Annotated in this window: 12 protein-coding genes; 6 read left to right on the forward strand and 6 right to left on the reverse strand. The window is 71.3% G+C overall.

What is annotated here, in order from left to right; translation table 11 throughout:
* The first annotated feature begins 92 nt into the window (after nt 1-92).
* Nucleotides 93-1,304, forward strand: coding sequence for a L,D-transpeptidase family protein (locus tag AC6CCG_RS20420; RefSeq protein WP_496656469.1), 1,212 nt, complete (start codon nt 93-95; stop codon nt 1,302-1,304).
* Here the strand turns inward: AC6CCG_RS20420 and AC6CCG_RS20425 are convergent, their stop codons facing one another.
* A complete protein-coding gene (locus tag AC6CCG_RS20425; protein WP_496656470.1) occupies nt 1,305-2,141 on the reverse strand; it encodes a helix-turn-helix transcriptional regulator in 837 nt (278 codons plus the stop codon).
* A gap of 102 nt (nt 2,142-2,243) precedes the next feature.
* Here AC6CCG_RS20425 and AC6CCG_RS20430 point away from each other — a divergent pair, with 102 nt between their 5' ends.
* Nucleotides 2,244-2,954, forward strand: coding sequence for an SDR family NAD(P)-dependent oxidoreductase (locus AC6CCG_RS20430; RefSeq protein ID WP_496656471.1), 711 nt, complete (start codon nt 2,244-2,246; stop codon nt 2,952-2,954).
* A gap of 23 nt (nt 2,955-2,977) precedes the next feature.
* Here the strand turns inward: AC6CCG_RS20430 and AC6CCG_RS20435 are convergent, their stop codons facing one another.
* The gene (locus tag AC6CCG_RS20435; protein ID WP_496656472.1) at nt 2,978-4,153 is read right to left on the reverse strand and encodes a DUF5005 domain-containing protein; all 1,176 of its coding nucleotides are present in this window, start codon (nt 4,151-4,153) and stop codon (nt 2,978-2,980) included.
* A gap of 104 nt (nt 4,154-4,257) precedes the next feature.
* Here AC6CCG_RS20435 and AC6CCG_RS20440 point away from each other — a divergent pair, with 104 nt between their 5' ends.
* Both AC6CCG_RS20440 and AC6CCG_RS20445 read left to right on the forward strand, forming a co-directional pair.
* Entirely contained in the window at nt 4,258-5,271 is a 1,014-nt protein-coding gene (locus tag AC6CCG_RS20440; protein ID WP_496656473.1) for a LacI family DNA-binding transcriptional regulator, read from the forward strand.
* A gap of 158 nt (nt 5,272-5,429) precedes the next feature.
* A complete protein-coding gene (locus tag AC6CCG_RS20445) occupies nt 5,430-6,212 on the forward strand; it encodes a phosphotransferase (protein ID WP_496656474.1) in 783 nt (260 codons plus the stop codon).
* Here the strand turns inward: AC6CCG_RS20445 and AC6CCG_RS20450 are convergent.
* From AC6CCG_RS20450 to ggt, 3 genes are read right to left on the reverse strand one after another with little or no spacing between them, the layout of a single operon-like run.
* Nucleotides 6,209-6,616 carry an NUDIX hydrolase gene (locus AC6CCG_RS20450; protein ID WP_496656475.1) on the reverse strand — a complete coding sequence of 136 codons (408 nt, stop codon included), beginning with the start codon at nt 6,614-6,616 and terminating at the stop codon, nt 6,209-6,211. The two genes, AC6CCG_RS20445 and AC6CCG_RS20450, sit on opposite strands and share 4 nt — an antisense overlap.
* The gene (locus AC6CCG_RS20455; RefSeq protein ID WP_496656476.1) at nt 6,613-8,256 is read right to left on the reverse strand and encodes a long-chain fatty acid--CoA ligase; all 1,644 of its coding nucleotides are present in this window, start codon (nt 8,254-8,256) and stop codon (nt 6,613-6,615) included. Before AC6CCG_RS20455 ends, AC6CCG_RS20450 begins: the two co-directional genes overlap by 4 nt.
* Nucleotides 8,257-8,269: 13 nt before the next feature.
* On the reverse strand, nt 8,270-10,108 hold the full coding sequence (gene ggt, locus AC6CCG_RS20460) for a gamma-glutamyltransferase (protein WP_496656477.1): 1,839 nt from the start codon (nt 10,106-10,108) through the stop codon (nt 8,270-8,272).
* A gap of 180 nt (nt 10,109-10,288) precedes the next feature.
* Here ggt and AC6CCG_RS20465 point away from each other — a divergent pair, with 180 nt between their 5' ends.
* Nucleotides 10,289-11,209, forward strand: a complete 921-nt coding sequence (locus AC6CCG_RS20465; RefSeq protein WP_496656478.1) for an NAD-dependent epimerase/dehydratase family protein — start codon at nt 10,289-10,291, stop codon at nt 11,207-11,209.
* Here AC6CCG_RS20465 and AC6CCG_RS20470 read toward each other — a convergent pair.
* The gene (locus AC6CCG_RS20470) at nt 11,176-12,063 is read right to left on the reverse strand and encodes a S41 family peptidase (protein WP_496656479.1); all 888 of its coding nucleotides are present in this window, start codon (nt 12,061-12,063) and stop codon (nt 11,176-11,178) included. The two genes, AC6CCG_RS20465 and AC6CCG_RS20470, sit on opposite strands and share 34 nt — an antisense overlap.
* A gap of 56 nt (nt 12,064-12,119) precedes the next feature.
* Here AC6CCG_RS20470 and AC6CCG_RS20475 point away from each other — a divergent pair, with 56 nt between their 5' ends.
* Nucleotides 12,120-12,617, forward strand: coding sequence for an ArsR/SmtB family transcription factor (locus AC6CCG_RS20475; protein ID WP_496656480.1), 498 nt, complete (start codon nt 12,120-12,122; stop codon nt 12,615-12,617).
* Nucleotides 12,618-12,620: the final 3 nt, after the last annotated feature.

Below are 12,620 nucleotides of genomic sequence, written 5' to 3' on the forward strand. Positions count from 1 at the left end.
AACGCGTGTAACTTCTGTGACTGGTGTGACGCATGGGTTGCGGGAAACTTGCACGCGACGCGCGTCCCGGTCGAAGGGGAGGCCGTACTCACATGGTCGTTGTCGCTGCCCGGTTCCGTCGCGGGATCCGGCTGCTGGCCGGACTGGCCGTCGGTGGATCGCTGCTGGTCGCCGGCTGCAGTTCGCAGATCCAGTTCGCCGACCCGCTGGCCGGTCAACCGACTCCGGTCGCCCGCCCCGCGGTGAAGCAGCCCGGCCCGGTCGCCCCGACGCCGACACCCACGACGTCGACCCCTACGACGCCGTCGCCCTCCGCGTCGGCACCGTCGACCTCAGCTCCGGCGCCGAAGCCGTCCGCGTCGACGCCCGCGCCGTCGCCGTCGCCGACGAAGCCGCCGAAGCCCACGGAGACCCCGAAGCCCAAGGCAATCCTGGCCGCGGGCGACTCCGGTGATCAGGTACGTGAGCTGCAGGCGCGGCTGAAGCAGTTGGAGTGGTTCGGCGACAAGATCACCGGGACGTACGGCCCGGTCACCACCGCCGCCGTCAAGGGGTTCCAGGAGAAGCGCGAGCTGATGGTCACCGGCGAGGTCGACCAGAAGACCTGGGACGCGCTGCTCGAGCGGACCCGTACGCCGACCAAGGCCGAGCTCGCCGACAAGCCCGCCAAGCCGGCGATCCTGTCCCGCGGCGACGCCGGCGACAAGGTCAAGGAGCTGCAGGCGCGGCTCAAGCAACTGGACTGGTTCGACGAGTTGATCACCGGAACCTACGGGCCGGTCACGCAGGTCGGCGTCGAGGGGTTCCAGGAGAAGCGGAAGCTGGACGTGACCGGTGCGGTGGACCAGAAGACCTGGGACACGCTGCTCGGCCTGACTCGCAAGCCGACCTCGGCCGAGCTGGCCGACGCCGTGCCGACCGGCTCTGCCAAGGACCTGGACGAGCGCTGCCTGACCGGCCGCGCGATCTGCATCAGCAAGCGCACCAACCACCTGGTCTGGCTGATCGACGGCAAGGCCGAACTCGAGATGGACGTCCGGTTCGGCTCGGACGAGCTGCCCACCCGCGAGGGCACGTTCTCCGTTCTGCGCAAGAAGAAGGACGTGATCTCGAACCTGTACCACACCAAGATGCCGTACTCGATGTTCTTCAGCGGCGGCCAGGCCGTGCACTACTCGGCCGACTTCGCCGCCCGCGGCTACAACGGCGCCTCGCACGGCTGCGTGAACGTACGGAACTGGGACGCGATCGTCGCCCTCTACGCGCAGGCCCGGGTCGGCGACAAGGTGATCGTCTACTCCTGATCAGGTCAGCGACGGGCTACCGAGGACGGCGGCGAGCGCGAGCCGCTCGGCGTCCTCGCTGCCGGGCTCGGCGGTGTAGACCATGATGCGAAGATCATCCGCGGCGACGATCAAGGTGTCGCAGTCGAGGGCGATCCGGCCCACCTCGGGATGGTCGAATTCCTTGTGCCGTGAGGGTTCCTGCGGTTGCAGGTCGGCGCCGGCCCAGAGTTCCGCAAAGCGCGGACTGGTGCGCCGGAGCTCGGCCACCAGGCGGTCGATCCGCGGGTCGTTCGGATAGCGGGCCGCGGTCATCCGCAGGTCGGCGACCAGCCCCGCCTGCTGGTCGGCGAGGCCTTCCGGGGTGTGCACGGCGGCCGGGCCGGGGCCGACGAAGTTCCGCCAGACCGCGTTGCGCTCGATGCCCCGCCAGCCGGAGGAACCGGTGAGGGCGTCGTACGGGGCGTTGGCGTCGATCAGGTTCCAGAGGGCGTCGTACACCACCACGGGCGTGCCCGACAGCCGGTCGAGCAGGCGCTGCACACTCGGCGGGATGCGTTGCGGGATCAACTCAGGTCCGGGCGCGGCCTGGCCGCCGAGCCGGAACAGCAGTTCGCGCTCGGGTCCGGAGAGCCGGAGGGCCCGGGCGAGCGATTCCAGCACCTGGGCCGACGGTGAGGTGGCCCGGCCCTGCTCCAGCCGGGTCAAGTAGTCGACCGAGATCCCGGCCAGGTTCGCCAACTCCTCACGGCGCAGGCCGGCCGCGCGCCGGTGCCCGCCGTCCGGCAGGCCGACGGCCGCCGGCGCCACGCGGTCCCGCCACCGGCGGACGGCCGTTCCGAAGTCGCGCTGCTCCACCCGACCAGTCTGCCCGCCGGCATGGTGATCAACCTGGCCCTGTCGTTCCTACGGTCGATCCGACGACTGTTCGGGCCCGGGGCCGGCACGCAGGCTGGCCGCATGACGACAACACTCATCACCGGCGGCAACGCCGGGATCGGCAAGGAAACCGCCCGCCGTCTCGCTGCGGCCGGTCACACCGTCTACCTGGGCGCCCGCGACGAGGCCCGCGGCATCGCCGCCGCGGACGAACTCGGCGTCCGGTTCGTCCGGCTCGACGTGAACGACGACGCCTCGGTCGCCGCGGCGTTCGCCCGGATCGAGGCGGGCGGCGGCCTGGACGTCTTGATCAACAACGCCGGCATCGCCAAGCGCACCGGCGGTGGAGGCGCTGAGGCGCTCGACGGTCCCAGCGTGCTCTCGGTCTTCGACACCAACGCGGTCGGCGTCATCCGGGTCACCGAGGCCGCCCTGCCGCTGCTGCGTCGCTCCGCCAACCCGGTCGTGGTCAACGTCTCGAGCGCGCTCGGCTCCTTCTGGGCCACCCACGAGCCGTCCCGGCCGGCGGCGCACTTCCCGTCGATCGCGTACGGCTCCAGCAAGGCCGCCGTTTCCATGATCACGGTGCAGTACGCCAAGGCCGTGCCCGAGGTGAAGTTCAACGCGGTCGAACCAGGCATCACGGCGACCCGGCTCGGCGGCGGCGACCCGGGCAGCCATCCGGGCCGTCCTGCGGAGGTCAGCGCCGAACTCGTCGCCGAGCTGGCCTGCATCGGCCCGGACGGGCCGACCGGCATCTTCCGCGAGGACGACGGCATCCTGGGCTGGTGATCATGATCAGCCGATGATCATGATCAGAAGCGGATGGTGACGAACCGCGGCCGGTTGTTGTTGGCGTTCGCCAACAGGTCCTCGCCCTTCTGACTGTTGACGTTGTACGAGATCACCAGCTCGCCGGGCCTGCTCAGGCCGGGATGCGCGGCCACGTTGTACGGCGCGTACAGGTTGCCGACGCCGCCCTCGGGCGCGGTGTAGACGGCGGTCCGCGGACTCCACGGCCCGAGCGGCGTCGGTGCGGTCGAGACGTAGATCCGGTGATCGGTGAAGATCGCCGCCGAGGTGGTGGTCAGCACGAACCGGCCGCCCATCGGGGTGATGCTGTAGGAGGCGCCGACGTCGCTCGTGATCGCCACGGTGGAGTCCGGGTCGGTCGTCCAGGCGGAACCGTTCCAGAACTCCCAGTCCTTGCCGGTCAACGCACCCGCCCGGGCCCGCGCCAGGTGGATGGCGCTGTCCTTGAGGCCGTAGATGTAGGTGTGCCGGCCGCACTGGACCAGCTCGGTGCCCCAGCTGACGCCGCCCGCCGAGCCGTAGGTCGTCGTGACCTCCCGGACCTTGAAGTCCCGCGAGTACGTGACGATGTCGGTGCTGATCCAGCCGAAGTTCCACGGCGGCTCGCCGTCGGTCTTCCCGGTCCGGTACTCGAACACCCGCAGCTTGCCGCCGTCGACGATGCCGTCACCGTTCCAGTACCAGGGGTCGCCGTCGACCGCGCCCGGCGGGTCGGCGATCGACGCCGGCTCCTCCCGGCTGCCGCCGGTGATCGTCGTGTCCGGCAGCCCGTCCCGGCCGCCGAGCAGGATCGACCCGTGGATGAAGCCGGGCTCAGTCATGCTCTCGTCGGCGTTGACCGGGCCGAGGAACGTGTCGTTCATCAGCCAGACCACGCCCTTCCCGGGCACGGTCGTCGAGTACACCCCGTCGGAGGCGGCCCAGCCGCCCCGGTTCGGCCAGCCGCCGCCGTTGTTGCCGAAGGTCCGGAACGCCTCGGTCACCTCGGTGTCGGCCGTGGCGGCCGGGGTGCCGAGCGGTGCGGCGGAGTGGTACGGCGCGCCGGCGCTGCACCGCTCCGCCGGTACGGTCCCGGCCGCAGGCCCGGTCGTCTCGGCCAGCGCCGACGTACCGAGGAGGCCGGCCAGGGTGACGCCGGCCAGGAGCGCGGCGCCGACGGTCTTCGGAGATCCAGCCATGGCAGGTCGTCCTTCCCGAACACGAAATGTCAACGTTGTCATCGCGGTGGCACGACCTTAGGCGGGGCTGTTTCGGGTGTCAACGACCGGCTTAGAATCCCGAGATGACCACCGAGCCGCCCGTGCCGCGGCGACCGCGGCTGCAGGAGGTCTCGGAGGCGGCCGGGGTCAGCATCAAGACCGTGTCCCGGGCGCTCCGCGGCGACGCCGGTGTACGGGATTCGACCCGGCAGCGGATCGTCGCCGAGGCGGACCGGCTCGGCTTCCAGCTGAACGACGTGGCCGCCGGGCTGCGCCGCAAGGGCCAGGCCATGACGACGATCGGCGTCACCCTGGGCGACTGCATGAACCCGTTCTTCGCGCCGATCCTGCGCGGCATCCACTCCGTCGCCGCCGAGCGCGGCTACCTGGTGCTGACCGCCGACGCGCAGAACGACCCGGAGCTGGAGCGCCGCCAGATCCAGTCGTTCTTCGCGCACCGGGTGGCCGGCCTGATCATCGCGCCGGTCGGCGACGACCTCGGCTATCTGGCGCACGAGGCCGCGTACGGCTCGGCGATCGTGTTCGTCGATTCGCCGCCGCCCGGCCTCGGCGGCTCGCTGGACTCGGTCACCACGAGCAACGAGGCCAGCACCCGGCACGGCGTCGAGCACCTGCTGGCGGCCGGCCGGCGGCGGATCGCCTTCCTCGGCCACCCGCGCCGGGGCAGTGGCGCGATGGAACGCTGGGCCGGCTATGTCGCCGCCCTGACCGCCGCCGGCCTGCCCGTCGATCCTGCCCTGGTCCGGGACGAGTTGATCACCGAGGAGGACGCCCGGCGGGCCGCCGGTGACCTGTTGATCAAGGCCGCGCCGGACGCGATCTTCGTCGACAACAACCGCCTCTGCGTCGGCCTGATCCAGTCCGAGGCGTTCGTCGCGGCGCGGCCCGACGTGGTCAGCTTCGACGACTTCCCCCTGGCCGCGGCCTTCGGCATCACCGTGATCGACAGCCAACCGTTGGAGGTCGGACGGGCCGGCGCCGAGCTCCTCTTCGGCCGCTTGGCCGATCCCGCCGCAGCCCCGCGCCGGCGGGAGATCGAGGCGAAGTTGATCATCAACGCCAAGGGGAGCTACTAGCTGATGAATCTCACCAACGATCGAAGGGGAGGGGTCTGATGCCGGCCGAACCCGATGCCGAGATCCGACGCCGGGTCGAACGGGCCCTGGGTCGGCCGACGACGACCTGGGCCGTCCCCGAAACCGGATTGTCGAGCGCGAGCCGGCACTCGGTCGGATTGGCCGACGGCACCCGCGTCTTCGTCAAAGCCGCCACCGACGACGACACCGAGCACTGGCTACGCACCGAGCACCTTTCGCTGCAACACGTTCCCGAGCGTTTCGCGACGAAGATCATCGCGTGGCTCGACGAGCCCGGCCGCCCGATCCTCGTCACGGAAGACCTCAGCCGGGCTCACTGGCCGGCCAACCATCACGGCGTGGTCTGGCGTCCCGGCGATCTCGATCTTCTGCTCACCGCTGTCGCCGAGCTCGCCCAGGTCGAGGCACCGGACGTCTTCCCGGCCACGCCGCGGATCGACGCTCGCTGGCCCACCCTGCTGTCCGGCCCGGAGCGAACGGCCTTCCTCGCCTTGCAGCTGTGCTCGGAGGACTGGCTCGACAACGCCGGACCGCAGCTCGTCGCTGCCGAGGCCCGTTGCGACGAGGACGGCACAAGCCTGGTGCACGGAGATCTTCGCAGCGACAACATCTGCATCGACGGCGACCGGGTGATCTTCGTCGATTGGAGGCAGACCACCCGCGGCAGCGCCGTCCATGATCTGGCCGGTTTGCTCCCGACCCTGCACCTGGAAGGCGGCGCGCTTCCCTACGACGTCATGCCCGACGGGGCTCCCTGGGCCGCCGCCGGTGCCGCCACGCTCGCCCAGCGCGTTCTTCGCGATTCCCTGCCGGGCTGGCTGGCGGCGGTGATGACCCGGCTGATCGCGATCGACCTGGCGTGGGCCGCGTCATCGTTGGGGCTTCCGCAGCCCGACGGCGCGGCCTCGCGCAACTCCTAGGGCAATCGGCCGGTCTCGTGCAGGGCGTCGAGGACGAGCGCGTCGACGACGGACACCCGGTTCCGGTCCTCATGACGGAACCACGCCTTCTCGGCGATCTCCCGGGACGGCACCAGCTCGCCGCGATGATCAGCGGAGTAGCAGATCATCCGGAACGGCCCGTGTGCGGGATGGCCGGGCGGGATCTCGGCGGTGTGGACGTGCTGCATCGTCGCGGGATCGATCACGGCCTGCAGCTCCTCGTCGATCTCGCGGACCAGCGTCTGGCTGTCGGTCTCGCCGGGCTCACGCATGCCGCCGGGCAGGTAGAACAGGTCCCGGCCGTGCACGCGGGTCACCAGAAGTCGATCTTCCCGGAGCAGGATCCAGGCCACCTTCTCCCGTACTCGATGATCATCGATCATGAATCGGTGGTCAGCGTCGTGACGTCGAGTTCCTGCTCGCGGTAGGACCGGCGCAGGCGCTTCTTGTCGAACTTGCCGACGCTGGTCTTCGGGATCTCGGCCACGATCGTCCAGCGTTCCGGCAGCTGCCAGCGGGCCACCTTGCCGGTCAGGAACTCCCGCAGGTCCTCGAACGACACGGTGGCGCCTTCCCGGACGACGACGGCGGCCAGGGGCCGCTCGCCCCACTTCTCGTCCGGTACGCCGACGACGGACGCCTCGACCACGTCGGGATGCGCCGCGAGCTGGCCCTCCAGCTCCACCGAACTGATCCACTCGCCGCCGGACTTGATCACGTCCTTGGACCGGTCGGTCAGCCGCAGATAGCCGTCCGGGCTGATCACGCCGACGTCGCCGGTGCGCAGCCAGCCGTCGTGGAACTTCTCCTGATCGTCGACGCCGTAGTACGCATCCGCCACCCACGGCCCGCGCACCTCCAGCTCGCCGACCGACGCGTCGTCCCAGGGCAGCACGTCGCCGTCCGGCCCGATCAGCCGCGGCTCGACCGACGCGACGAACCGACCCTGGCTGAGCCGGTAGCGCTCGACGTCGACCGGGGCGGCGCCGGCGGGCGGCCGGGCCAGGGTGCCGAGCGGGCTCATCTCGGTCATCCCCCAGGCGTGCACCATGGTGATGCCGCGATCCTCGTACGCCCTGAGCATGCCGGGCGGCAGCGCCGAGCCGCCGACCACCAGCTCCTCCAGCGAGGACACGTCGGCGTCCGGGGTCGCGGCCAGATACTGCAGCAGGCTGGCCCACACCGTCGGCACCCCGGCGCCCTTGTTGGGCCGGGCCTCGGCGATGAACCGGGCCAGCGGCTCCGGCGCCAGGAACCGGTCCGGCATCGCCATCGAGCAGCCGGTCGCGAACGCCGCGTACGGCAGCCCCCAGGCGAGCACGTGGAACTGCGGCACGACGCCGAGGATCAGGTCGCGCGAGGACAGCCCGAACACGTCCGGCAGCGACTCGCCCAGCGCGTGCAGGTAGATCGAGCGGTGGCTGTAGACGACGCCCTTCGGATCGCCGGTGGTGCCGGAGGTGTAACACATCGCGGCACCGCTGCGTTCGTCGACGTCGGGCCAGTCGTAGCTCGTCCCCCGGTCCTTGATCAACTCCTCGTACGACAGCACGGCGACATCAAGATCATCGAACACGGCGAGATCGGCCCGGTCGCCGGCGACGATCACGTGCTCCACCTTCGGCAGCGCCGGCAGCAGCTTGGCGAAGCCGGGCACCAGCGAGTCGTCGACGATGATCACCCGGTCGCCGGCGTGGTTGGCGGTGAAGATCAACTGCTCCGGGAAGAGCCGGATGTTGAGCGGGTGCACCACGGCGCCCATCGAGGGCACCGCGAGGTAGGCCTCGACGTGCCGGTCGTTGTTCCAGAGGAAGGTGCCGACCCGGTCGCCGTCGCCGATGCCGAGATCGCGCAGGGCGTGCGCCAGCTGAGCCGCCCGGCCCCCGATCTCGGCGAACGTCCGGGTCCGTACCCCGTCGTCGGTGGCCGTGACGACCCGGCTGGCCCCGTGGATCCGGGACCCGTGCTCGAGCAGCCGCCGGACCTGCAGCGGGACGTCCATCATCGTGCTGGCGAAACTCATCCCCGGCTCCTTCTCACTCCGGCTTGACGACACGGGCCGCGCCGCCGCCACCGCGTTCGGTCTCGGCCGCAGCGGTCAGCCGCTTCCCGTCGACGGCGATGCCGGAGGCGTTGCCGATCCAGGTCGCCGCCTCCAGGTTGTGCCCGAGCGACCGCAGCGCGGCGCCGGTCTCGGAGTCGACCAGGCCCAGGTCGCCCTGTTCGGTGCCGTTGCGGGAACTCAGTCGCGGTGCCGCGATCGCCTCGACCAGCGGCAGCCCGCGGCCGAGGTGGCCGGCGATGATCTGGGCCACGCTGGTGATGATCGTCGCGCCGCCCGGCGTTCCGGCCGCGAGCACCGGCTGGTCGCCCTCGAGGATGATCGTCGGACTCATCGAGGACCGCGGCCGCTTGCCCGGCCCGGGCAGGTTCGGGTCCGGCACCCCCGGCGTCACGGGTGTGAAGTTGAAGTCGGTCAGCTCGTTGTTGAGCAGGAAGCCGTGGCCCGGCACGGTGATCCCGGAGCCGCCGGTCTGCTCGATGGTCAGCGTGTACGCGACCACGTTGCCCCACCGGTCCACCGCGTTGAGGTGGGTCGTCGACCGTCCCTCGTACGGCTCCGGCTGCCGGTCGCCGGTGCCGGGCGGGTCCTCGTAGTCGCCGTCCGGGAAGCCGAACGGGATCGGCCGCGGCTGCGCCTTGTCCGGATCGAACAGCTGTGCCCGCTCATGCGCGAAGCCCTTGCTGAGCAGCTCCTTCACCGGCACGTCCGGTACGTCGCCGACCCAGCGGTTCCGGTCCGCGAAGGCGGTCGCGCAGGCCTCCGAGAACTGGTGCAGATACTCCACCTCGGACAGCTCGGACAGCGGCAGCCCGGACACCTCGAGGTAGGCGTCGAGCAGGTTGAGCACCGCGCCGACCGCGATCCCGCCGGAGCTGGGCACGCTCATCCCGTACACGTCGAGATGGCCGAACTTGCTCCTGGTCGGGTCCTGGACGGGGGCCGAGTAGCGCCGCAGGTCGCCCGGCGTGAGCTGGCCGCCGAGCACCTCGACGCCCGGCGCGGTGGACGGCCGGCGAGCCTCGGAGACCACGGCGCGGGCCAGCCGGCCGCGGTAGAAGTCGCCGATCCCGCGCTCCCGGAGCCGCCGGTAGGTGTCGGCCAGGTCCGGGTTGCGCAGTGCGCTGCCCACCGCGGGCACCTCGCCGCCGGGCAGGAACACCCGGACCGTCTCGGGGAACATCGCGAACCGCTCGGCGTTGGCCGCGGTCTGGGAGTTGAAGTTCGCGTCGACGACGAAGCCGCGCCGGGCCAGCTCCTCGGCCGGCCGGAGCAGGTCGGCCAGCCGCCGGGTGCCGAACCGGCGCGCCGCGACGGCCCAGGTCGCCGGGGTGCCCGGCACGCCGACCGAGAGCCCGGAGCTGACCACCGTGTCGAAGTCGAGCGGCTTGCCGCTGCCGTCGGTGAACTGATCTTCGGTGAAGCTCGCCGGTGCGGTCTCGCGGCCGTTGATCGTCCTGATCCTGCCGCTCCGCGCGTCGTAGAAGACGAAGAAGCCGCCGCCGCCGAGCCCGCAGGAGTACGGCTCCGTGACGCCGAGCGTGGCCGCCATCGCGACCGCCGCGTCGGCTGCGTTGCCGCCGGCCTTGAGCACCCGGATCCCGACCTCGCTCGCGTACGGGTCGACCGAGGCGACCGCACCGCCACGGCCGATCGCCTCCCGAACCTTGAGCGGTTCCGGGACCGGCCCGTCGCCACCACCGCCACGGCCGCGGCGGTCGGCGTAGGCCACCGGCGCGCCGATCGTGGTCGCGCCCACTGCCGCCGAAGCTCCGGCCGCGATCAGGGTTCGTCGGGACACTCGATCGGACATCGCCGTCTCCTTCGGTTCGCAGGCTCCCATTCTTGGCAGAACCGCTCCCCGTGCCAAGGGGCGACGCGCGATCGTCCGGCGGGTCGGATCAAAGATCGACCAGGATGCTGGTTCTGTTCAAGCCTTCCGGTTCATCGCTCCCTAGCGTCGAGTCATGACTGATTCTGAGTTGGCCCAGCGATGATCCTCGTCACCGGAGGCCTCGGCATGATCGGCGCGCACACGGCCGCTGCACTGGTCGACGCCGGCGAAGAGGTGGTCGTGACGGCGCACCGGACGACCGACCTGCCGACCTTCCTGGCCGGGCGGGTCGCCGTCGAGAACCTCGACCTCACCGACCGGGAGGCGTTCCTGGCCCTCGGTGACCGATACGCCATCGACGCGATCGTGCACCTGGCCGGCAGCATCCCGGACCCGGATCCGCTGGACTTCTTCCGGCACGACCTGGCCGGACTCGTCAACGCCCTGGAGGCGGCGCGGGCCTGGCGGGTGCGGCGGTTCGCCGTCGCCAGCAGCATCAGCGTGTACGAGGGACGGCCGGAGCGGCCGTGGAGCGAGGACCTCGACCTGCCGCTCGCCGTACCGCCGCATGCGATCGCGGCCTTCAAGAAGGCCGTCGAACCGATCACCCAGTCTGCGCTCGCCGGCACCGAGGTGCACCCGGTGCTGCTGCGGATCGGCAGCACCTGGGGCCCGCTGATGCATCCGGAATCGCCGTTCAATCCGGTGCCGCCGCTGGTCAGCGCCGTGCTGCGCGGGGAGAAACCGCGGGCCCTGCAGGCCGACGGGGGCGGCGACTTCGGCTACGCGCGCGACACCGGCCGGGCGATCGCGCTCCTGGTCACCGCGGACTCGCTCGCCCACACCGCCTACAACGTCGGCAGCGGTTTCCCGCACACCCACCGCGAACTCGCGGACGCGCTGACGGCCGCCCTGCCCGGGGCCGAGATCGAGGTCGCCGGCACCCCGTCCGCGAGTACGGCGGAGCACCCGTACCTCGACATTGCGCGCCTCCGCGCCGAGACCGGCTTCGAACCCGAGTTCGACGTGGCCGGGGCGGTCGCCGACTACGTCGCCTGGCGTACCGACAACCCGCGCTGACCGGCTCCGCCGAGGGCGACGTCGAGCGCGTCGGCCGCGGCACAGGGGCGGTCCGGGACGACGCCCACCTGTTCCCAGTTCGTCCCGGTCACGGTGTTCACCGACCGGGCGATCGGGATCAGCGCCTCGAGGACGTCGGTGAGCCGGAACGCCTCGACCGGGTGGGCGCCGCCGCCGGTGGTCTCGCCGATCACGGTCGCCCGGCCCAGGGCCTGCAGGTCGTACGCCAGCTCCTCGCAGGCCGACACGGTCCGGGCACTGGTGAGCACATCGACCCGCAGGTCGGGACGCAGCGGCCGGGGCACCGGACGGGTCCAGAACTGCCGGGTCGGCCGGCCCCGGAACACCATGTCCTGCAGGTGTACCGGCTCCCGGCCGGTCAGGTGGGAGCAGAGCAGGGCCACCGTCTCCGGGGTGCCGCCGCGCCCTTCGCGGACGTCGATCAGCAGGTGCCGGGCGTCGGCCAGCAGGGTGAACGCCGCCTCGACGTACGGGGCGGCGAGGTGGACCTCGGACAGGTACGGAGCGATGGTGAGCACCCAGACGCCGTCCTCGATCCGGCGCACCTCCGTGATGCCGCCGGAGTTCACCCGTGCCTCGGCCGCGTACTTCCGTTCGTACGCGTCGGAGTCGAAGCCGTCGATCGCACCGTCCGGTCGATGCCGGACCTGCAGGTGCCCGTCGTGGTTGACCGACCGGAGCCGCCGGGTCAGTTCGCCGGCCATCCGGTCGGGTTCAGCAGGCAGCGGACCGCCGTCGTGCAGCGCGGTCACGATGGGGTCGATCGCGGGTTCGAGGATGTAGTGGTCCCGGACGAGCCGTTCCAGGTCGTCCAGCAGCGGGTTCGTCGTCATGACCGAAGTCCAGCAACGGTCTTGACCAAGCGACAACAGTTCTTGACGCTTGATGGATGGACCAGGACCTCGCGGACGTACTCGACGCCACCTCGCCCGCTCGGCTGCGAGCCCTCGCGCACCCGTTGCGGAACCGCATCCTGACCACGCTGGACCGGGACGGCGCGACGATCAGTCAGCTGGCCAACCGGCTGCGGACCAACAAGGGCAACGTGGCGCACCATCTCGGCGTGCTGGTCACCGCCGGGCTGGTCCGCAAGGGCCGGACCCGGACCGTGCGCGGCGGCACCGAGCAGTACTTCGTGCCGGTCAGCCGCCGGGTCCGCTTCGGCGGCGGCCGGGACGGCGCGGCGCTCCGGGTGATGCTGGCCAACGTCGCCGACGAGATCCCGCCCGATGATCATCTGCTGAACCACCGGCACCTGCGGCTGACGGCCGCGCAGGCGGCGGCGCTCACCGAACATCTGGAGCAGGTGATCACCGACCTGCGCCCGGCCCGTGCCCCGGAAGCCGAGTACGGCGTGATCGTCGGCGTCTGGCGGAAGGCCGACTGACGC

The sequence above is a fragment of the Microlunatus sp. YIM B11417 genome, from assembly GCF_059617205.1.

Excerpts from the sequence above, each read along its gene's own strand:
- AC6CCG_RS20420 (WP_496656469.1), top strand. The coding sequence starts at position 93 with ATGGTCGTTGTCGCTGCCCGGTTCCGTCGCGGGATCCGGCTGCTGGCC.
- AC6CCG_RS20430 (WP_496656471.1), top strand. The coding sequence starts at position 2,244 with ATGACGACAACACTCATCACCGGCGGCAACGCCGGGATCGGCAAGGAA.
- AC6CCG_RS20435 (WP_496656472.1), bottom strand. The coding sequence starts at position 4,153 with ATGGCTGGATCTCCGAAGACCGTCGGCGCCGCGCTCCTGGCCGGCGTC.
- AC6CCG_RS20440 (WP_496656473.1), top strand. The coding sequence starts at position 4,258 with ATGACCACCGAGCCGCCCGTGCCGCGGCGACCGCGGCTGCAGGAGGTC.
- AC6CCG_RS20450 (WP_496656475.1), bottom strand. The coding sequence starts at position 6,616 with ATGATCGATGATCATCGAGTACGGGAGAAGGTGGCCTGGATCCTGCTC.
- AC6CCG_RS20455 (WP_496656476.1), bottom strand. The coding sequence starts at position 8,256 with ATGAGTTTCGCCAGCACGATGATGGACGTCCCGCTGCAGGTCCGGCGG.
- ggt (WP_496656477.1), bottom strand. The coding sequence starts at position 10,108 with ATGTCCGATCGAGTGTCCCGACGAACCCTGATCGCGGCCGGAGCTTCG.
- AC6CCG_RS20465 (WP_496656478.1), top strand. The coding sequence starts at position 10,289 with ATGATCCTCGTCACCGGAGGCCTCGGCATGATCGGCGCGCACACGGCC.
- AC6CCG_RS20470 (WP_496656479.1), bottom strand. The coding sequence starts at position 12,063 with ATGACGACGAACCCGCTGCTGGACGACCTGGAACGGCTCGTCCGGGAC.
- AC6CCG_RS20475 (WP_496656480.1), top strand. The coding sequence starts at position 12,120 with ATGGACCAGGACCTCGCGGACGTACTCGACGCCACCTCGCCCGCTCGG.